16 protein-coding genes and 1 pseudogene are annotated in these 19,773 nt (G+C 49.8%); 10 read left to right on the forward strand and 7 right to left on the reverse strand.

Annotated features, from left to right (window positions below):
* Positions 1–40 precede the first annotated feature (40 nt).
* Together AC4PME_RS17105 and feoB are read left to right on the forward strand one after the other, a co-directional pair.
* Positions 41–274 carry a FeoA family protein gene (locus tag AC4PME_RS17105; protein WP_119499751.1) on the forward strand — a complete coding sequence of 78 codons (234 nt, stop codon included), beginning with the start codon at positions 41–43 and terminating at the stop codon, positions 272–274.
* A gap of 44 nt (positions 275–318) precedes the next feature.
* Positions 319–2,132: pseudogene (feoB, locus tag AC4PME_RS17110) on the forward strand (ferrous iron transporter B).
* Between the two features lie 77 nt (positions 2,133–2,209).
* Here feoB and AC4PME_RS17115 read toward each other — a convergent pair.
* Together AC4PME_RS17115 and AC4PME_RS17120 are read right to left on the reverse strand one after the other, a co-directional pair.
* Entirely contained in the window at positions 2,210–3,349 is a 1,140-nt protein-coding gene (locus AC4PME_RS17115) for a FecR family protein (RefSeq protein ID WP_491044755.1), read from the reverse strand.
* Entirely contained in the window at positions 3,346–3,888 is a 543-nt protein-coding gene (locus tag AC4PME_RS17120) for an RNA polymerase sigma factor (RefSeq protein ID WP_491044756.1), read from the reverse strand. The genes AC4PME_RS17115 and AC4PME_RS17120 overlap by 4 nt, the downstream gene beginning before the upstream one ends.
* A 220-nt stretch (positions 3,889–4,108) precedes the next feature.
* Here AC4PME_RS17120 and AC4PME_RS17125 point away from each other — a divergent pair, with 220 nt between their 5' ends.
* Both AC4PME_RS17125 and AC4PME_RS17130 read left to right on the forward strand, forming a co-directional pair.
* Complete coding sequence (locus AC4PME_RS17125; RefSeq protein ID WP_491044757.1) at positions 4,109–6,712, forward strand: TonB-dependent receptor; 2,604 nt, start codon at positions 4,109–4,111, stop codon at positions 6,710–6,712.
* 87 nt (positions 6,713–6,799) lie between these two features.
* Entirely contained in the window at positions 6,800–8,200 is a 1,401-nt protein-coding gene (locus tag AC4PME_RS17130) for an amidohydrolase (protein WP_491044758.1), read from the forward strand.
* A gap of 86 nt (positions 8,201–8,286) precedes the next feature.
* Here the strand turns inward: AC4PME_RS17130 and AC4PME_RS17135 are convergent, their stop codons facing one another.
* From AC4PME_RS17135 to AC4PME_RS17155, 5 genes are read right to left on the reverse strand one after another with little or no spacing between them, the layout of a single operon-like run.
* A complete protein-coding gene (locus AC4PME_RS17135; protein ID WP_491044759.1) occupies positions 8,287–9,471 on the reverse strand; it encodes a heme biosynthesis HemY N-terminal domain-containing protein in 1,185 nt (394 codons plus the stop codon).
* On the reverse strand, positions 9,468–10,631 hold the full coding sequence (locus tag AC4PME_RS17140; RefSeq protein ID WP_491044760.1) for a uroporphyrinogen-III C-methyltransferase: 1,164 nt from the start codon (positions 10,629–10,631) through the stop codon (positions 9,468–9,470). The genes AC4PME_RS17135 and AC4PME_RS17140 overlap by 4 nt, the downstream gene beginning before the upstream one ends.
* A gap of 3 nt (positions 10,632–10,634) precedes the next feature.
* A complete protein-coding gene (locus AC4PME_RS17145; RefSeq protein WP_491044761.1) occupies positions 10,635–11,345 on the reverse strand; it encodes a uroporphyrinogen-III synthase in 711 nt (236 codons plus the stop codon).
* Positions 11,346–11,357: 12 nt separating this feature from the next.
* Positions 11,358–12,299, reverse strand: coding sequence for a hydroxymethylbilane synthase (gene hemC, locus AC4PME_RS17150; RefSeq protein ID WP_491044762.1), 942 nt, complete (start codon positions 12,297–12,299; stop codon positions 11,358–11,360).
* 18 nt (positions 12,300–12,317) lie between these two features.
* Positions 12,318–12,989: an alpha/beta hydrolase gene (locus AC4PME_RS17155; protein ID WP_491044763.1), complete on the reverse strand. Its 672-nt coding sequence runs from the start codon at positions 12,987–12,989 to the stop codon at positions 12,318–12,320.
* An 85-nt stretch (positions 12,990–13,074) separates the two neighbouring features.
* On the opposite strand from AC4PME_RS17155, the gene gmk reads away from it, so the two are divergent.
* The 6 genes from gmk to recG all read left to right on the forward strand — a co-directional run bounded on the left by gmk (position 13,075) and on the right by recG (position 19,702).
* Positions 13,075–13,713: a guanylate kinase gene (gene gmk, locus AC4PME_RS17160; RefSeq protein WP_491044764.1), complete on the forward strand. Its 639-nt coding sequence runs from the start codon at positions 13,075–13,077 to the stop codon at positions 13,711–13,713.
* A 108-nt stretch (positions 13,714–13,821) separates the two neighbouring features.
* A complete protein-coding gene (gene rpoZ / locus AC4PME_RS17165; RefSeq protein WP_119499763.1) occupies positions 13,822–14,094 on the forward strand; it encodes a DNA-directed RNA polymerase subunit omega in 273 nt (90 codons plus the stop codon).
* Positions 14,095–14,237: 143 nt separating this feature from the next.
* Positions 14,238–16,346: a bifunctional GTP diphosphokinase/guanosine-3',5'-bis pyrophosphate 3'-pyrophosphohydrolase gene (spoT, locus tag AC4PME_RS17170; protein ID WP_474849004.1), complete on the forward strand. Its 2,109-nt coding sequence runs from the start codon at positions 14,238–14,240 to the stop codon at positions 16,344–16,346.
* Positions 16,347–16,363: 17 nt separating this feature from the next.
* The gene (locus AC4PME_RS17175; protein WP_119499765.1) at positions 16,364–16,750 is read left to right on the forward strand and encodes a RidA family protein; all 387 of its coding nucleotides are present in this window, start codon (positions 16,364–16,366) and stop codon (positions 16,748–16,750) included.
* A 155-nt stretch (positions 16,751–16,905) separates the two neighbouring features.
* Entirely contained in the window at positions 16,906–17,520 is a 615-nt protein-coding gene (locus AC4PME_RS17180) for a peroxiredoxin-like family protein (protein WP_491044765.1), read from the forward strand.
* Between the two features lie 109 nt (positions 17,521–17,629).
* Entirely contained in the window at positions 17,630–19,702 is a 2,073-nt protein-coding gene (gene recG / locus AC4PME_RS17185; RefSeq protein WP_491044766.1) for an ATP-dependent DNA helicase RecG, read from the forward strand.
* Positions 19,703–19,773 lie beyond the last annotated feature (71 nt).

Here is a 19,773-nt window from a genome sequence, read left to right on the forward strand (position 1 = left end):
AACACCAGGTGTAACACGTTGAGTAATTAGAGATTTTTGTATGACATTGTGGGATTTACCAAGCAAACAACAAGCAATTATTATCTCTGTAAAAGAGAGTTTATGTGTCAACGTAAAGGAACGTTTATCTGAAATGGGCGTTCAGAATGGACGTGAAGTTCAGTGTGTCAGAAAAGGCCCGCTGGGTGGACCTATCGTGATGCAACTGGGTGGCAGCGTGTTTGCTATCGAAGAAAATCTCGCCGCACAAATCGAAGTTGAAGTGCGTAACTAACGCTCACTTTTCCGCTGTCGCCAGTAACAGGATACCCTTTTTTCATGCAACGCATTTTAATGGTCGGAAAGCCCAATTCCGGTAAGAGTCTTTTATTCAATCAATTAACCGGTCTGCGACAAAAAGTCGCTAACTATCCCGGTGTTACCGTGGAAGTTAAACGGGGTCAGTGTCAGGATTTTGAAGTGGTAGATTTGCCGGGCACTTACACGCTTCGTGGTCTTAGCCGTGATGAAGAAATCGCAATTAAAGAAATCACCGCATCGGTAGAACGTGACGATACCTCTCTGGTGGTTTGTGTACTTGATGCCACCCGTTTAGAGCGCAGTTTAGTGCTGGGTCTGCAGGTGCAGAAACTGGCAAAAGCCAACAATAAAGCTGTACTCTTTGCCCTCAACTTCATCGACGAAGTCCGCAGGATCGGCGAAGATATCGACACAGAGGCGCTGAGTAAAGAATTGGGCAGTCCGGTAATGGCACTGTCGGCAAGAACCCTGGACGGGTTACACGAATTTAAGCAGACCATGCTGTCTGTTGCCAAAGCGCCGTCAGGTCATGTCCCGACGACATCCCTGGCAGAAGGGGAGTCTGCGGTAAACCAGAGTCAGGCACTGGCTTCAAAGTACGGTCTGCAACTGGATGTTGTGCTGAAAAATCAGAACAGCGTCGACCGCTTCCTGTTAAACAGCTGGACCGGCTCTCTGGTATTCCTCGGCGTCATGTTCGTACTCTTCCAGAGTATTTTTACCCTCGCAGCCCCCCTGATGGACGGCGTGGAAACGCTGATCGGCAGCGTTGCTGAAGGTGTCAGTGCCATTACGCCGGAAGGTATCGTTACCGACTTTTTTAACGACGCCATATTCGGCGGTTTAGGCTCTTTCCTGGTGTTTGTACCGCAAATTATGGTACTGACATTCATTATCGGCTTGCTGGAAGACAGCGGTTATCTTGCCCGTGCCGCGCTGATGTGTCACCGCCCGTTGAGCGCAGTGGGTTTATCAGGCAGAAGTTTTATTCCTTATCTTTCGGGTCATGCCTGCGCCATTCCTGCCATCATGGCGGCCCGTACCATCGAGTCGCCGCACAAGCGCCTTATCACTATGCTGACCATCCCGCTGATGTCCTGTTCAGCCCGTTTGCCGGTTTATGCCTTGCTGGTTGCGGTACTGGTGCCGGAAGACGGTACTTTCCTGGGCATTTTTGGTCTGCAGGGTGCTGCCTTCTTCGGCCTGTATTTCTTCGGCATTATCACAGCCCTGATTGTCAGCCAGTTTCTGTCACGATTCTTACCGAGAGATCTGGAAGAGTCAGACATGCCGTTCATTCTTGAATTACCCACTTACCGTTTACCACACTGGAAGCCGTTAACCTTCCGGGTTATCGACAGTGGTATGCAGTTTGTCCGCCGTGCTGCACCGATTATTTTCGTGGTGTCGGTGGGGATCTGGATCCTGGGTTATTTCCCGATGGGTTCTACTCTTGAAAACAGCTGGCTCGGGCAAATCGGCCATGTTATCCAGCCTGTATTCGAGCCGATGGGTCTGGACTGGCGTTACGGCGTGGCAATACTGATGTCGTTTCTCGCCCGTGAAGTATTCGTCGGTGCGCTGGGTACACTGTTCGGTATGGATGACGCTGAAGACAATGTGAATGGCTGGCCGAACGTATTCAGGCTGACGGACTGACAACCGGCGCCGGCCTTGGCCTGGTGCTGTTCTACGTTGTGGCGCTGCAATGTGTGGCAACCGTTGCCATGCTGAAAGGTGAAACCGGCAGTAATAAGCTCGCCTGGGGCCTGTACGTCGGATACGGTATCCTGGCCTACGTTATCGCCGTACTGGTGAATATGTTGTTCTGATAACGGGTAAACAGCACTTCGTTGAGTAAGCTAATCAAAGAGCCGGGAGCTTGATGAGGTGCTGTTTACAACAACCACTAACGGTCATACACCGTTACTTTGTTTATATCCGTTTTTTCAATTCTTGCTTTGCCTGAACTTTCCAAAAAATTCAGCAGAGACATCGGGTCATTGGTTTCAAATACACCGGTTACAGACATACCTGATAAGTCCGCAGAGGCGATGGTGACCTGCAATGCATTATAGCGATTAAATTCGCGAACTACGTTATCTAAACGGTCGTTCCGGAAAATCATTTCTCTGGATTTCCACGACGTCTCTCTGGCTACATCTACCGATGCTTCTGTATGAATATTACCATTGTCCTGAAGCACAGCTTTTTGTCCCACAGTCACCAGCAGAGGCCTGTCTTTGGTTAAGTCCGGTGCAGTAAAGTCAGTCAGTTTGATACCGGTGGAGCGAAACGGAATCAGCTGTTCTTTTTTCGCTTCTCTTGCCAGTGCGACTTCTCCGGTAAGCACCGTCAATGCAACACTTCCAGGCTCACTTCGGACGTTAAATTCGGTTCCCAGCGCCTGAAACATTGTGTTGTTAACCCAGACCCTGAAGGGCTTTTGAGGATTATGTGCAACTTTGAAAATTGCTTCTCCCTGATGCAGGACGATGTTTCTGTATTTCTGCGTATAGTTAATATCTACAGCAGTCAGCGTGTTCAGGTAGATAATCGAGCCATCTTCCAGCGTGATGCTTCTTTGCTCACCCAGTGATGTTTTGTATTGTACAGGCTGATTTTGCGCTACAGGCGTTTCGCCGGCGCTTTCAACCGGCAGCATCTGATAAGCGAAAATAGCGCCTGCCAGCAGACAGGCAGCAACCGGAAGCCAGCGGGTTTTCCGGGGGCGCCCGGAGCTTTCGTGATCCGAATTATTACCGGTCAGCTTCTGATGTTGAGTGATAGGAGTCACCTTACTGCCCGCTGCTGATTCTACCTGAGCAAGTAATTTGTCGACGGATAGCTTTTTACCCTGATCAACATCTGACATCAGATCCAGCAACACGCATGCGTGGATAAATTCCTCCACGTGAGCAGGTCCCATCAGCAGCCAGTGCGTCAGTTCACGGCGATCTTTTTCGCTCAGTTCGCCATCGTCCAGCAACACCGCCCAGTAGCTAGCTTGTTCAATGATCAGAGAATTAGATTGTTTAACCATATTCATGATGCATCACTCGCAATTTGCGCTTTGCGACATTCTGTCACAGCACGGGTTAAGTATTTTCTGACGGTGTGAATAGAAATTCCCAGTTTTTCTGCAATTTCCGCATGATTAAGGCCATCGCGCTTCCTCAGTAGTAACACTGACTGATAAACAGGTGGAAGTGTAACTAGTATTTTCTCCAGTTCTTGTATAGCTTTCTGCCGCTCAAGTTGCAGGAGAGGGTCTTCATTGCCGGGAAAATTTTCCAGACCTTCAGTAAACGGTGTTTCATTTTGAGCAATCCGCTCATTCTTTGAACGCATTTCATGCACAAGATTTGCGGCAATACGAAATAAGTAGGCTTTGGGTTGTTCTATGAGATCTTTTCTGTCTACATTCATCAGCCGCAGGTAAGTCTCCTGCGAAAAATCCTGAGCCTGCTGATTGTTATTCGATCGACGCATGAAGAAGGCAAACAGTTCCTTATAAGAACTGTCGTAGAGCCCTTTTACAAAGCTGCTGCATTTACTCTTTTTATTCGTCGCAGTGTGGTTGCCCATAGAGAAAGATGTCTTGTGCCGGAATTCTGAGGGGAAGATGAATTAATACTTATCAAAATCAGATTAAAACTTCGCGGAAGTTTCAAGATAAAAAAAATAAGTACCTAAATCCAGCACTTTCACACTCTTTATTTATTAGTGGGTTTTCGGCCCGCATAAATAAAGGCTCGCAACGAAGCCAATGATAATTATATGTAGTACGGATATAGGAAATACAAGCATGAGAACTCGTGTCCCCAAATTTAAGAAGAAGCCAGTCGTCTTGTCAGTGATGCTGTCACTGGCCGGCAGCTTTGGCGTTGCTGCAGAGAATATTGAAAATCACGAGCAGTTACAGGTTACGGTGGGGCAGGTTCCGCTGGACCGGGCTTTGCAGAGCATCGCAAAACAATATGGAAAGCAGATTGTTTTCTTCTCCAATGTTGCAGACGGCCTGACAACTGAAGCGTTTTCCGGAACGTATAGCGAAGAAGCTGCTTTTAATAAGCTCCTGGAAGGGACTGCGCTTAGTTATCGCTATATCAATAAGAAAACCATCGCTATTGAAAAGAAAAATGTGGATGAAACCGTTGAGGGAAAAAAGCCCGCAGCGTCTACTGACGCCTCTGCGCAGCCAGCCAAAGCGAATAGCGGGGCCGTTAGCAAAACAAGTAAGGGGAAGGTTGAGAACATTACCGTTACCGCACAACGCCGTACTCAAAATTTACAGGAAGTACCCGTTTCCGTTTCTGTCATGAAACGTGACCTGCTTGAAAGTGCGTCGACCGCCGGTGACGATATCCGTTTCATGTCAGCCCGCATTCCAAGTCTGAAAATTGAATCTTCGTTTGGCCGTTCTTTCCCCCGTTTTTATATTCGCGGTCTGGGCAATCAGGATTATGATGTAAATGCCTCTCAGCCGGTATCATTGATCACTGATGATGTGGTTCAGGAGAACCCGCTTTTAAAAGGTTTCCCCGTCTTTGATGTGGAGAGTGTTGAAGTGTTACGGGGTCCTCAGGGTACGTTGTTTGGCCGTAACACACCTGCAGGACTGGTAAAGTTCACTTCGAACCGTCCTACGCAGGATTTCGAAGGTTATATCAGCGCGTCTTATTCGTCTCTGGACACATTGTCTACTCATGGTGCTATTAGCGGTGGCCTGACTGACACCGTGTCTGTGCGTGTGTCTCTACTTAACCAGACGCGTTCAGACTATATTGATACCCGTGCGCCGGGTTTTGAACAAAACGATATTCTGGGCGGTTATGACGATCGAGCCGCCAAAGTGCAGGTGCTCTACGAACCGAACAGTCAGTTTTCGGCATTGTTTAACTACCACACCCGTGATTTAGACGGTACGCCCACGGTGTTCAGAGCCAGTGCAATAAAGCCCGGAACCAACGACTTCGTTGATGGTTTCGACCGCAATGTGGTTTACCACGATGCCGCGCAACGTGCTACGCAAACGGTGAAAACCGAGGGCGGAAGTATGAAATTGGAATATTTCACGACTGATTACACGTTTACCTCTGTAACGGGCTATGAAACTGTGGAAATGTACTCACAGGCCGATGTCGATGGTGGTTACCGGGTAAGTAGTTTTGCTGATCCTTCCGGCTACACCGGCGAATTGGGCACTGTTCCTTCTTTCTCAGTTGAAAGTGCCGACGGTATTCCTGACCACAGCCAGTTCACTCAGGAGTTGAGAATGGCTTCAAACGAGTTGGGTGCGTTTGATTATCAGGCTGGTGTGTTCTTCTTCACAGAAGATCTGGATATCGACACCTTCCACTACAACGAAGACGGCAGCTTAAAGCGGTATCTGACCCAGAACCAGAAAACTGATGCATGGGCTGTGTTCGCCTCCGGTGATTACGAAGTCAATGACAGAACCAGCGTGACTGCGGGTATCCGGTACTCGAAAGATAAGAAAGATTATTTCTCTCAGCGAATTATCTCTACCGCCAGCGACGGTGAGTTTTTTGACCCTATGTATGCTGATACGAAAGATTCTGCTATCAGCTGGGACTTGAGCGCAATGTATCAGTATTCAGATGACACTAATCTGTATACCAGGCTGGCAAAGGGGTTCAGAGCACCAAGTATTCAGGGCCGTGTTGTCAGTGGCAGCGACCCTAAACTCAGCGTTGCAGACTCAGAAGTTATTCACTCGGTAGAAGTGGGTGCTAAATCAGACCTGCTGGACAATGCCGCACGGGTAAACTTCAATCTGTTTTACTTCCAGATGAATGATCAACAGTTAACGGCTCAATCGTCTTTTGATGAAGGGGCTGCCAAAGAGTTAGTTAATGTTGATAAGACAGTAGGCTACGGGTTTGAATTTGAGGGCGAATACGCTATCACTTCTGACCTGCTTACAACGTTAGGGGTCAGCTACAACAACACTGAAATTAAGGATGAAAACGTAGCTATCTCAACCTGTAGTTTCTGTACAGTGTTGAACCCGGTGGATGAAAACGGGCTGATTAGTGTTGACGGTCTTTCTCTTCCGCGGGCACCTGAGTGGATTGGTAATTTCACTATGCGCTACAGCACCGAACTTGGCGATGGTGAATTGTATTTCTACACCGACTGGTCCTATGCAAGTGAAGTGCGGTTCTCACTTATTGATGCACTGGAAATGAGACAGGACCCTTACCTTGAAGGCGGCGTGCGGGTTGGCTACCTGTTCATGGTCGACAATTATGATGTGGAAGTTGCAGGTTACGGTCGTAACATCACAGATGAAACCGCGTTAATTGGTGGCGTGACGATCAATAACCTTGCCGGTGTGGTGAATCAGGGCAGAACCTGGGGAGCCGACGTTAAGGTGAAATTCTAATCTGTTGCTCACTCTCTGATGGTTGTACTGCCGGGTCAGCCCCCGTAGCGGTACAACCTTTTTCATCTCCCCGTAAGGTGTTTTCTTATGAAATTTACCCGCGTTATTACACTTGTCTCACTTATCGGCGCTTCATTGTCTGCATCAGCGGCGCAATCAGTCGATATTCTTATTACCCGTGGGCATATCCTCTCTATGGACAGTACTTTGACAGAGTATGAATCCGGTTTTGTGGCCGTTAAAGACGGCCGTATCGTGGCTGTCGGTCCACAAGAAAAAGCATCAGATTACCGTGCCGGCACTCTCCTTGATGTTGACGGTGATCTGGTTTTGCCCGGGTTTATCAACACACATACTCATGCCTCAATGTCCTTATTGCGTTCACTCGGTGATGATGTGCCTGACCGGCTGCACAAGTATATGTTTCCTCTTGAGAAGCAATTCGTTTCCCGTGAAATGGTAAGGTTGGGGGCTGAGCTCGGTAATGTTGAAATGCTTAAAGGTGGCGTGACCACTTATGCGGATATGTACTATTTTGAAGATGAAGTCGCAAAGGCAGTCGACGAAATTGGTATGCGTGCTGTTTTAGGACAAACCGTGATCCAATATCCTCAGGCCGATGCTAAAACCGCAGAAGAAGGGATTGATTATGCGGTTAATTTTATTAAAAGCTATGCGGAGCATCCGCGCATTACTCCCGCTTTTGCGCCTCACGCTCCATACACGAATACCACCGGCACTTTGCAGAAGATTTCAGCACTTTCTGAAGAATTCGGTGTGCCTGTGCTGACGCATCTTGCTGAGTCTGAAAGGGAGGAGGAGGTGATTGCTGAGCGCAGTGGCGGATTATCCCCGGTGGCCTATTTAGAAAGTATCGGTGTGCTTAACAATAATCTGATAGGGGCCCACGTTATCAGAGTGAGCAATCAGGATATTGCCCTTCTTAAAAAGCATCATGTTGGTGTAGCGCATAATATGAGTGCAAACATCAAATCAGCAAAAGGCGTGGCGCCGGTGACAGAAATGTTGAAGCAGGGCGTTGATGTTGGTCTGGGCACTGACGGCCCGATGTCAGGTAATACACTGAGCTTAATTGATGAGTTTAATCAGGTAGCAAAACTTCACAAGTTATGGACGAATGACCGGACTAATATGCCAGCCGTCGAAGTGATAAAAATGGCAACTTCAGGCAGTGCGAAAGTGCTGAATATGGAAAATGAGATCGGCTCTCTGGAGGAAAGCAAACGGGCAGATATCATAGTCATTGATACTAAATCGCCCAATATGACGCCTGTTTACAATCCTTACTCTGTGCTTGTGTATTCAGCTTACGCGACTAATGTAAGGCACAGCATTGTGGAAGGTAAACTGCTGATGAAAGACAGGAATCTTCTCACTGTAGACGAGAGCGATATCGTTAAAAGGGCAACTGAATTTAGCAACAAAATAAAGCAGGCTTTAAAGGCACAGAATAAGCCTGTTTTATAGACTGCCAGCTTCTGTTTACATCTCTTATATTGCCCCGCCGGAATCAAAAGACTGCAGCGGGGCTTTTATTTTCCGGTACAAATTATTTATACCAGCGCGTTCTGGCTGACTTCCATACTACGTTTATACATAGCAAGGGCGCCGGTGGCATCCTGCTTGCGCTCGCGGATTTCTGCCAGTGCGATAAGATCCTGCTGGTTTTCATGTAGTTTGATAGCTTTTAGCAGCACTTTCTCGGCAAGTATGTCGTCGCCGGCGTTCAGTGCTAACTGACCCAGGCAGGAAAACAGAACAGGATTTGTGTCGTCCTGTTTTATCCACTGTTCCAGTGCGCGGATAGCATTTGCCGGATTGGGAATACTGATTTGCGCCATGTAGGGAAGCAAGATTGGATCCGGGCCTTTCTTCTGCCACTCAACCAGACAGGTTTCTGCTTCTTTGTGCATGCCCTGTTCCAGCAATTGCTGAGCGTAAGCAGCACGGTACGCGTTATCTGCTCGGGCTTTGCGGGGCATGTTTTCCCAGTGTTGCTTCAGTGCATTGGCACCTTGCTTACTGGCAATTTCAGCAAACTTTCCTTTCGCTATTTTCTGCGCCCACAGTACGTAATCGTCTTTTAATGGTTTGCGCCATTGCGGCAAAACTTCTTCCAGTGACTGCCACTGACCCAGTTCGCCCATGGCGCGGGCCTTAAGCCGGATCACCTGCGGGTTCTTCTGCGCTTTTTCATCCAGTTCGTTCAGCTTGTCCAGTGCATCCTGCTGGTGTCCCTGTTCGAGATCGAGCCTTGCCAGCGCAACATGGGCGGCTACTTTAGCGTTATTAAACTCTGCAGCGCGGTCCAGTAAATATCGTACCCGTTCCGGTTCGTTCAGCGCCTTGGCCACCTGTGCAGCAGCCAGAAAATTCACGCCGTCGAAATCGCCGTCAGTGGTATCCTGCAGTGCTTTTTTCGCCGCGATGAAATCGCCTTCAACCATTAACTGAAGACCATTGTAAAAGCGTCGCTGGCGCTTACGGCGGGAAAGGCCGCCAAACCATTGTCTTGAGCCTTTAAATAACCCGAGCGTGCGGGAAAGTAACCGCCAGATGATCCACAAAGCCAGCAGACTGAAAAATACGGTAATACACAGGCTGACAACTGACATTTCAATGTGTAACTGACCCATGGAAATCAGCACATAGCCTTTGTCGCCAATAACCTGCGGCGCAATTAACATTGCGGCAAGTACCGCTATAACCAGCAGAATTGCATACACTAACCGTTTCATTGTGCTGCTTCTCCTTTGCCGTAAGCGGCTTTAACGCGGGATTCCAGCAAGCGTTGAAGCGGTGCCATAGCACTGAGTTCTTCCGGCAGATTTTCTTGCACATTGACTTCACCAAGGGCATCCAGGGTAGACAGTGCGCCGTTAATTTCCGGTGCATCAGTATCAAATTTATCATTCAGCAGGGCTTTAGCGTTTGCAACAGACTGTTGATACAGATTGTCTTCACCGCTCATCGCAGCAGACTGTGCCTGCATGATTTGCAGTTTAAGCTGCTCTTTGTACAGCCACATTTCTTCAGCAGTCATCATAGGTGCAACAGGCGCATCAGTGCGTCGTACTGAAATAAAATCGTCAACAATAGAATGCCAGACTTTCGCCAGATTACTTTTCCAGTCGTCTACCGATTCAGACAGCGCTTCCTTGCCTGTATTTTCATCCGGACGGGTGAAGGTTTTTAACGGCAACGCGTCTACCTGAGACAGGAAACCTGACAGGGTTAATGCAAGTTTAACGGTGTCCGTGCGGTTAACCTGACGCAATGTCTGAATGTCCTGTGCAATCAGTCCTCGCACAGGGATCACTGACGGATCGGAAAGCTCTTTTAAACGCTGGTCGGCATTTTCAAGCAGCAGCACTGCGGTATCTGTATCCTGTTCAAGCCACACTTTACGGCCGGCCATGCGCACCAGATAATCCGCTTCAGCCAGCAACCAGTCTGACGGGCGGCGGCCTTCCATTTCACCTAATTGTGATAGTAGTTGCTCGGTTTGCAGTTGCAGGGACTCTGTTTTTTCCGTCAGGCTGTTCACCGTGCCGGCAAGTGCCTGCTTACTTTTTTCCAGTTCGATGAGCTTTCGCTGGAGTTGCGCATTTTCATCGTTCAGGTTGCCCAGTATTGCCTTTTGCGCCGACTGCTCGTCTGCCAGTGCGCTCTGACCACTGTCTTTTTGCCACAGAAACCAGTAGCCCGCCGCTGCGGTACCGGCTGCAATCAACAAGGTGAGGATAATGACAATCCATAAGCCGGAGTGGGACGGATGTTTGGAAGTAGTTTCAGCGCCGGCCTTGTCTTTGCCGGATGCCGTTGACGACGGCGTGATGTCTTTTTCTTCAGGCAACACCAGTGTGGAATCCGTATTGTGTTTATCGTTGTCAGCCATTGTTTACTCCCAATTTTCCTTTATCCACGCACATAGCGTGTTGTCACTGGCGTCACTGCAAACGGCAACCTGCGTTGCACCTGAGGCGCTGATTTGTGCTGCTACTCTGTCGCTGACGGTCAGCCAGCGTTGCTTTCGCAACATGTTAGTATCATAAACGCGAAACAGCTGCTCTGCCATTTCGCCGCTGGTTGCCACTATGCCTGTAATCTGTGGCCACTGCCAATTATCTGTTTGTATAGGTTTTTCCAGCAACAGGCGCTGGTAGACCGCAAATTCTTCTACGTGGTTTTGCTGCAATAAGAGCGTGTCCCGCAAAGTGGTTCGACCACCTTGCCCTTTAATAATAACGATTTGTCGCCGGTTTGCACTATTGAGTTGTGATAACGCCAATAAACCTTCTGAATTTTGCTGCTCCGGGACTGCTACAGACAGGCCATATTCCTCAAGTACCTGCGCGGTTGATGTGCCTACCGCAAACCAGCGGGAGGGCAATGCTGACAGCGGTAATGCAGATAATAACTGCGCGGCAAAAGCACTGGTAACGATGATGTAATCTGCAGGCTGCGTTGCAAGATGATGTGCAAGACGGCTAAGTTCTTCTTCGCACGCAGTGATGGTCAGCGGGGCGACACCAGAACATGAAATACCCGCCAGGCGAAAGGCTGCGACACTTTTCGCCAGCTTCTGCTCAGGGCGGGTAATTAATATCATAGGTTAAAATGATTAGTCGTGCAGGGCGCTTAAGATCTCGCCGGCACCCTGTGACAGTAACGATTCTGCCACTTCCACACCCAGCGCCTCTGCCCGTTCGCGGTGTCCGGTTGCAGATGCATACAGTAAGGTTGCGCCGTCGACGCTGCCGACCATACCGGTCAGTGTGATGGTGTCGTTGGCCAGTGTGGCAAAACTGCCGATGGGTACCTGACAGCCGCCTTCCAGACGGGTATTCATGGCCCGCTCGGCGTAAACCCGGTCTGCGGTATCTGCGTGGTTGAGCGCACCGAGCAGGGCAATCAGTTCGATATCGTCGTTACGGCATTCTATGCCGACAGCGCCCTGGCCTACCGCCGGTAAAGACAGTTCAGGAGACAATTCATGGTTTATGCGGTCCTGCATACCCAGGCGGATAAGTCCGGCGGCGGCGAGAATGATGGCATCGTATTCGCCGTTATCCAGCTTCGCGAGGCGGGTATTCACGTTGCCCCGTAAGTCTTTAATCTTTATGTCAGGACGATATTTACGTAACTGGCACTGCCGGCGCAGGCTGGACGTGCCCACGACCGCGCCGTGAGGCAAATCATCAATACTGGCAGCAGTATTCGACACAAAAGCGTCGAAGGGATTTTCCCTGGGACAAATAGCGTGTAAACCAAAGCCTTCGGGAAATTCTACCGGCACATCTTTCATGCTGTGTACCGCAATGTCTGCACGGCCTTCCAGCATGGCCACTTCCAGCTCTTTGATAAACAGGCCTTTACCGCCAATTTTGGCCAGTGGCGTATCGAGAATTTTATCGCCCTGGGTGCTCATGGGCACCAGTTCTACATGCAGGCCGGGGTGGGCCATCAGCAGTTGTTCTTTGACATAATCAGCCTGCCATAAGGCCAGCGCACTTTTGCGGGTGGCAATACGGATGGTAGTTCGGGAAACGGGTTGTTCACTCATGGGTAAATCCTGAAAAGCTTAGTCGAGCACAGTTTGCAGCCAGCGGCTGATATCCTGAATTTCCTGTACACATACATTATGTTGCATAGGATAGGTTTGCCAGGTCGCTGAAAAACCATTGTCTTCAAGTGCGGTATGAGCCATTTTGCCCAGCGCAGCCGGCACCACTTCGTCATGGGTGCCATGGGCCATCATCACCGGCGTAGACTTGTTGACGTCACTGGCTTCTTCCGCCAGCTTGCCCGGTTTGCACATGTAGGTAGACAGCGCCATGATGCCTGCAATTTTATGCCGCAGACGGGTGCCCAGGTGCAGCGCAATCACACCGCCCTGAGAAAAGCCGGCCAGCACCATTTTTTCATACGGGAAGCCGGCTTCATGCTGGGCTTCAAGTAGTGCATTTACCATCTCTGCAGATTCGATGACGCCGGCTTCATCAGCGCGGTTATCGAGATCCATGGTTTTAATGTCGTACCAGGCACGCATACGCATACCGCCGTTGATGGTTACCGGACGCTCCGGCGCATGAGGAAACAGAAAACGCACTGGTAAAGCCGCCGGTATCTGCAGTTCGGGGACAATTGGGGCAAAGCCGTGTCCGGAGTCACCTAAACCGTGCAGCCAGATAACACAAGCCTGCGGGTTGTCACCCGTATTTGCTTCTACGTAGGGTAATAAGGCTTCTTTCATAATGTCGCTTCTGTTACTCAATTCTTAGCGCTATGCTACCATTGCCGTCTGAAATCACCACAACATGATGACAAAAAGCAAGATTATGGCTTCTCTACTTGGTAATTTGTTTATTCTCGCAGCCCCTTCAGGTGCGGGAAAGTCCAGTTTAATTAAAGCATTGCTGGAAAAGCATGACGAAAATCAACAATATCCCATGCAGGTGTCAGTTTCTCACACCACCCGTAAGCCACGGCCCGGAGAAGTTGACGGCGTACATTATCATTTTGTCAGTCATGAGCAGTTTGAAGCGCTCATCGAGCAGGGCGTGTTCTTCGAATATGCTGAGGTGTTCGGTAACTACTACGGCACGTCCCGTGTGACCATTGAGCAAACTTTGCACCGCGGTATTGATGTGTTCTTAGATATCGACTGGCAGGGTGCCCGTCAGGTGAAAAAAATCATGCCGGATACCTGTGGCATTTTCATCCTGCCGCCTTCTACGGAAGTGCTGCGCCAGCGGCTGACAAGCCGCGGTCAGGACTCAGACAGCGTTATTGAAGGACGTATGCAGGAAGCAGTATCTGAGATGTCTCATTATGCTGAATTTGACTACGTACTGGTGAATGATGATTTTTCCGTCGCGCTGGCAGAATTAGAAGCCATTGTGTGTGCCCAGCGCCAGCGTACTGTTAAGCAGCAATTGCGTCACAAAGCACTGATTGCTGATCTGGTGGGATCGTAAAAAGATCTTGCTGATTAAACCTACAAAATACTAGGACTTGAAAGGCATGTGTTGTATACTGCGCGGCCATTTTGAGTTTTACGCTTTTATTCATTTTCGGAGAGATACATGGCACGCGTAACCGTAGAAGACGCCGTTGATAAAGTTGGTAACCGCTTTGACCTCGTACTGGTTGCAGCACGACGTGCTCGCCAGCTGGCAACCGAAGGTAAAGAAGCACAGGTTGATGTGCAAAACGATAAGCCGACGGTAACCGCTTTACGCGAAATCGAAGAAGGCCTGGTTACTGCCGATACGCTGGATCAAGATGATCTGCGTGATCAGGAAAGACAAGAAAGCGCGGATTTCGCTTCTGTAGCGAACATCCTGTCTGAGCAATAATCAGCGGATCGCTGCTGTCATTCAGACTATACAAACGCCAGTGAGCTTTTAATCGGGTTCACTGGCGTTTTGCTATTGGCATTCCCTACAATACTTCATTATTCTGTTTCTATTGGCTTTATTCGCAGGAAAGTTGTCTACACGTGTATTTATTCGAGGGTTTAAAACAAAAAATCTCTGAGTATCTGTCAGCAGAACGGGTTCAGCTGGTACAGGACAGCTTTGTTTTAGCTCATGAAGCCCATGACGGACAGATGCGATCCAGTGGCGATCCCTACATTACTCACCCTGTTGCTGTGGCCGGTATTCTGGCTGATATGCATCTTGATCACGAAACGCTGATGGCTGCGCTGCTGCACGACGTGATTGAGGACACCCACTACAACCAGGAAGATCTGGCTGAAGCCTTTGGCGATACCGTTGCCGAGCTGGTGGAAGGGGTAAGCAAGCTGGACAAAATTGCGTTCAGCAGCAAGCAGGAAGCACAGGCAGAGAACTTCCGTAAGATGATGATGGCGATGGTGCAGGACATCCGCGTGATCCTCATCAAGCTGGCCGATCGCACTCACAATATGCGTACGTTAGGGGCGCTGCGTCCTGATAAGCGACGCCGTATTGCCCGCGAGACGCTGGAAATCTATGCGCCGATTGCCCATCGTCTGGGTATCCACGACATTAAGAACGAGCTGGAAGACCTTGGTTTTCAGGCCATGTATCCCATGCGTCACCGTGCCCTGAAGTCTGCAGTGAAACAAGCCCGTGGTAACCGCAAAGAAATTATCGATAACATCCGTCAGGAACTGGCTACCCGTCTCGGCGAGCACAAAATTGAAGGCGATGTTATCGGCCGCGAAAAGCATCTGTATTCAATTTACCGCAAAATGAAGAACAAGGAGCTGATGTTCAACGAAGTAATGGACATTTATGCCTTCCGTATTGTGGTTGAAAGCGTGGACAACTGTTATCGCTCGCTGGGTGCTATGCACAGCCTGTACAAGCCCATCGAAACCCGCTTCAAAGATTACATCGCGATCCCGCGCACCAACGGTTATCAGTCGCTGCACACCTCGTTAATTGGTCCTCACGGTATTCCGGTTGAAGTACAGATACGTACACTGGCCATGGATCAGATGGCAGATAAAGGGGTCGCAGCCCACTGGCTGTATAAAGAACCGGGTGACAGTGACACAACTGCCCAGCTTCGTGCCCGTAAATGGATGCAGTCGTTACTTGAACTGCAGCAGAGCGCCAGTTCCAGTTTTGAATTTATCGAGTCGGTGAAAACAGACTTATTCCCGGAAGAGATTTACGTATTCACGCCGGACGGCCGTATTATCGAGCTGCCCATGGGCGCCACTGCCGTAGATTTTGCCTATGCCGTTCACTCGGACATTGGTAATACCTGCGTAGGTGTACGGGTAGAACGTCGTAACTACAGCCTGAGTAAGCCGCTGGAAAACGGCCAGACGGTAGAAATTATTACCTCGCCGAAAGCCAAGCCGAATGCTAACTGGCTGAACTTTGTGGTCAGTGCCCGTGCCCGTACCCGCATCCGCCAGTATTTACGCAGACAGCATTCGCAGGAAGCGGTGAATATGGGTAACCGTCTGCTTCGTCATGCGCTGGGAACAGTGAAGCTGGACGATATCAGTCAGGAAGATATCGACCGGGTAGTTGCGGAAACCAAACATCAAACCTTCGAAGATTTGCTGACAGACATTGGTCTGGGTAATGAACTGAGTGCCATTGTTGCCCGGCGCCTGCTGGGTGAATCGGCAGAGATCCCTGATAAGAAAGGCAATGTGGCTATCCGCGGTACAGAAGGTCTGCTGGTGCATTATGCCCGCTGCTGCCATCCTATTCCTGATGATGAAATTGTGGCGGTACTCAGCCCGGGCCGTGGCATGACGATTCACCAGACGGGTTGTAAAAATATCCGTAAACTGGCGAAAGAAGAGCCTCAGCGTGTGCTTCCCATGCAGTGGGACGATACACCGCAGGGCGAATTTAAGGCTTCGCTGCGTATTGAACTGTACAATCACCAGGGTACACTGGCGAATCTGACCAATATGATTTCCAGCTGCGATTCCAACATTATTGGGCTCCAGACAGAAGAAAAAGAAAGTAATATTTATTTCATCGATATTGAATTGACGACACATAACCGCGTGCATCTGGCGCGAATTATGAAGAAGATCAGAACCATGTCAGAAGTGCAGAAGGTCTCGCGTCACAGTCAATCCCGACACTAATTTACACAGGATTCAACATGGCTAAAGCAATTATTCAGACCGATAAAGCGCCACAGGCGATCGGCACTTACAGTCAGGCAGTTAAAGCAGGCACCACCGTTTATTTGTCTGGCCAGATCCCGCTGAACCCGGAAACCATGGAAATCGTATCTGACGATTTTTCCGAACAGGCTAAACAGGTTTTTGAAAACGTGAAAGCGGTTTGTGAAGCTGCCGGCGGTACTATCAACGATTTGGTTAAGGTCAATATCTTCCTGCCGGATCTGTCTCATTTCGCCACGGTAAACGAAATCATGGCGCAATATTTCACTAAGCCTTATCCGGCCCGTGCCGCCATTGGCGTGAAAGAACTGCCAAAAGCGTCGCAAATTGAAATCGACGGCATCATGGAATTGCCTGAGTGATTTCACCCGGATAGTTATGAAAACCGCACATAGTTGCGGTTTTTTTATGCCTGAAGGACGGACGATTTCACTGTTTATCTCCGGAAATGAAAATAGTTTGAAAGATAACGCTACAGGCGCAGGTCTCTTTAAATTCAAAACCTGAGGAGAGTGTTATGCGCTTAATTTTTATGTTGTTATTTATTGTTGCCGGCGGGCAGGTGTTCGCGGCATCAATGCCGTCAAAGGCCCCGGATGAAGTTCGTCCTTTACTGGAAGGCATGACAGTGCCCGATGTCGTGGTATCTGATACAGATGGTGCGCCGTTCAGTTTAAAAGCGCTGCTGATGCAAAAGCCGTCAGTGGTGTTGTTCTATCGCGGCGGCTGGTGCCCGTATTGTAACCGTCAACTGGCGGGCCTGAAGGATATCGAAAAGCCATTGTCAGATCTCGGCTATCAGATCCTGGCAATTTCGCCCCAGTCATTAGAGCAGTTAACGTCACAAAAGCTTGAAAGTGAATTTGCTGCAAGGCTGTTGTCTGATGCAAAACTGAACGCCCTGAATGCGTTCGGGATCAGCTACTATGTGGATGATGAAACAGCAAAGCGTTACAAGGGCCATGGCATCGCCCTGACAACCGATGAGACAGGAAAGCCCGTCTTGCCGGCACCTGCTGTGTTCATTGTCGATACTGAAGGTAAAATTCAGTTCAGCTACGTTAACCCTGATTATAAAGTACGGCCGTCTCCGGCATTGATCCTCGCTGCAGCAGAGGCAATTGCCAAATAAACCTGTCTTTTCTGACCAGGGCTGCCGGACCTGAACCTGCAGCCCCTCGCAAACCTGCTATGAATGGCTTACACTGCGCCTATCCGCAAATAAATATGCCTTAATTATCATGCAGTCACTCGCTCAAACACCCATCACCACGTTGAAAGGCGTCGGCGCAAAGGTGGCTGAGAAGTTAACAAAAATAGGTCTGCACACCGTACAGGATGTCCTTTTTCATCTGCCATCCCGTTATGAAGACCGCACTCAGGTTTACGAGATTGAAGATTGTAAGCCGTTTACTCACGTGAGTATTCAGGGTGAGGTAAAAACCGCCGACATTCAGTACGGCAAAAAACGTATGTTCGTGGTGAAGGTGTCTGACGGTACCGGCACCATCACGCTTCGTTTTTTCCATTTCGGCGCGGTTCAGCGCACCATGATGACGCCCGGCAACGAAGTGCGATGTTTTGGCGAAATCCGGACGGGTAAATGGGGGCTGGAGATGATGCACCCTGAATTTGCTCTCATCGGCGAAGATGACGGCGAAACAGAAGATACTCTGACCCCGGTTTATCCCACCACAGAAGGTGTTAAGCAGCTCACGCTGCGCAGCCTTACCGACCAGGCGCTGAAGCTGCTTGATAAAGGCGCATTAAGCGATCTGCTCCCGCAAGGCATGTATGAAGGACAGGTGTTGCTGGCAGATGCTCTGAAGCTCGTTCACCGTCCGCCACCGGATGTTCCGCTGGAAATGATGGAAGAAGGCCGGCACCCCGCGCAGAAGCGTCTTATTCTCGAGGAATTGCTGGCACATCACCTGAGCGTACTGAAGGTGCGTCAGCAGGCACAGGCCCAGCCGGGTATTGCCATTCAGATTAATCAGTCTCTTATTGACCAGTTATTGGGTAACCTGCCGTTTTCGCCCACCGGCGCACAGCAGCGGGTAGTCAACGACATTCAGAAAGACATGGCCAAGAATTGCCCGATGATGCGGCTGGTGCAGGGAGATGTGGGCTCAGGGAAAACCCTGGTGGCTGCGCTTGCTGCATTATCTGCTATCGGCGCCGGTTATCAGGTTGCCCTGATGGCACCTACAGAACTGCTGGCTGAGCAGCATGCCAGCAACTTCCGTGACTGGCTGTCACCACTGGGCATCGAAGTGGGCTGGCTGGCCGGTAAATTGAAAGGCAAGGCCCGGCAGGAAGTACTGACACGTCTGGCGTCGGGTGAAATACAAATGCTGGTGGGCACTCATGCCATATTCCAGGAGCAGGTGGAATATCAGCAACTGGCACTGGTCATCGTGGATGAACAACACCGCTTTGGTGTGCATCAGCGTCTGGCGTTAAGGGAGAAAGGTGAAAAGCAGGGGCGCTTCCCCCATCAGTTGATTATGACGGCTACGCCTATTCCCAGAACGTTGGCGATGACGGCCTATGCAGATCTTGATACCTCCGTGATTGATGAGCTGCCCCCCGGCCGTTCACCCGTAACCACGGTTGTACTTCCGGATACCCGCAGAGGGGATGTGATTGCCAGAGTCTATGAAGCATGCCATAACCAGGGGCGTCAGGCTTACTGGGTGTGTACGTTGATTGACGAGTCTGAAGTGTTGCAGTGTCAGGCGGCTGAAGATGCTGCTATTACCCTGAGAACCGCTTTGCCGGATTTACGGGTCGGGCTGGTACACGGCCGCCTCAAGCCGGCAGAAAAGCAGGCGGTCATGGATGAATTCAAACGCGGTGAGCTGGATTTGCTGGTGGCTACCACGGTCATCGAAGTGGGCGTGGATGTGCCCAACGCCAGTATTATGATCATCGAGAATCCTGAACGCCTTGGTCTGGCACAATTGCACCAGCTTCGCGGCAGGGTGGGGCGCGGTGCGGTAGAGAGTCAGTGTGTGCTGATGTACTCAGCCCCGTTATCCAAAACGGCAACGCAGCGTCTGGGCGTGCTCCGTGAATCAAACGACGGCTTTTACATTGCCCAGAAAGATTTAGAAATCCGTGGTCCGGGAGAATTAATGGGGACAAAGCAAACCGGTATTGCAGAAATGCGTATTGCCGATCTCGTCCGCGACGCGCAATTGGTACCTCAGGTACAATCTATAGCAGAAAAATTGTGGCAGGACTATCCAAGCCATGCTCAGGCGATAATTAACCGCTGGATTGGCTTTAAGGAACAGTATGGTAATGCATAACATTCCGGTGTTTATTGACGAAACGCAAAGCGAAGAACAACAGAACCAGTTAAAAAGGGTTGCAGAGCACT

The sequence above is a fragment of the Alteromonas sp. genome (assembly GCF_984505615.1).

Excerpts from the sequence above, each read along its gene's own strand:
- AC4PME_RS17105 (WP_119499751.1), top strand. The coding sequence starts at position 41 with ATGACATTGTGGGATTTACCAAGCAAACAACAAGCAATTATTATCTCT.
- AC4PME_RS17115 (WP_491044755.1), bottom strand. The coding sequence starts at position 3,349 with ATGAATATGGTTAAACAATCTAATTCTCTGATCATTGAACAAGCTAGC.
- AC4PME_RS17120 (WP_491044756.1), bottom strand. The coding sequence starts at position 3,888 with ATGGGCAACCACACTGCGACGAATAAAAAGAGTAAATGCAGCAGCTTT.
- AC4PME_RS17125 (WP_491044757.1), top strand. The coding sequence starts at position 4,109 with ATGAGAACTCGTGTCCCCAAATTTAAGAAGAAGCCAGTCGTCTTGTCA.
- AC4PME_RS17130 (WP_491044758.1), top strand. The coding sequence starts at position 6,800 with ATGAAATTTACCCGCGTTATTACACTTGTCTCACTTATCGGCGCTTCA.
- AC4PME_RS17135 (WP_491044759.1), bottom strand. The coding sequence starts at position 9,471 with ATGAAACGGTTAGTGTATGCAATTCTGCTGGTTATAGCGGTACTTGCC.
- AC4PME_RS17140 (WP_491044760.1), bottom strand. The coding sequence starts at position 10,631 with ATGGCTGACAACGATAAACACAATACGGATTCCACACTGGTGTTGCCT.
- AC4PME_RS17145 (WP_491044761.1), bottom strand. The coding sequence starts at position 11,345 with ATGATATTAATTACCCGCCCTGAGCAGAAGCTGGCGAAAAGTGTCGCA.
- hemC (WP_491044762.1), bottom strand. The coding sequence starts at position 12,299 with ATGAGTGAACAACCCGTTTCCCGAACTACCATCCGTATTGCCACCCGC.
- AC4PME_RS17155 (WP_491044763.1), bottom strand. The coding sequence starts at position 12,989 with ATGAAAGAAGCCTTATTACCCTACGTAGAAGCAAATACGGGTGACAAC.
- gmk (WP_491044764.1), top strand. The coding sequence starts at position 13,075 with ATGGCTTCTCTACTTGGTAATTTGTTTATTCTCGCAGCCCCTTCAGGT.
- rpoZ (WP_119499763.1), top strand. The coding sequence starts at position 13,822 with ATGGCACGCGTAACCGTAGAAGACGCCGTTGATAAAGTTGGTAACCGC.
- AC4PME_RS17175 (WP_119499765.1), top strand. The coding sequence starts at position 16,364 with ATGGCTAAAGCAATTATTCAGACCGATAAAGCGCCACAGGCGATCGGC.
- AC4PME_RS17180 (WP_491044765.1), top strand. The coding sequence starts at position 16,906 with ATGCGCTTAATTTTTATGTTGTTATTTATTGTTGCCGGCGGGCAGGTG.
- recG (WP_491044766.1), top strand. The coding sequence starts at position 17,630 with ATGCAGTCACTCGCTCAAACACCCATCACCACGTTGAAAGGCGTCGGC.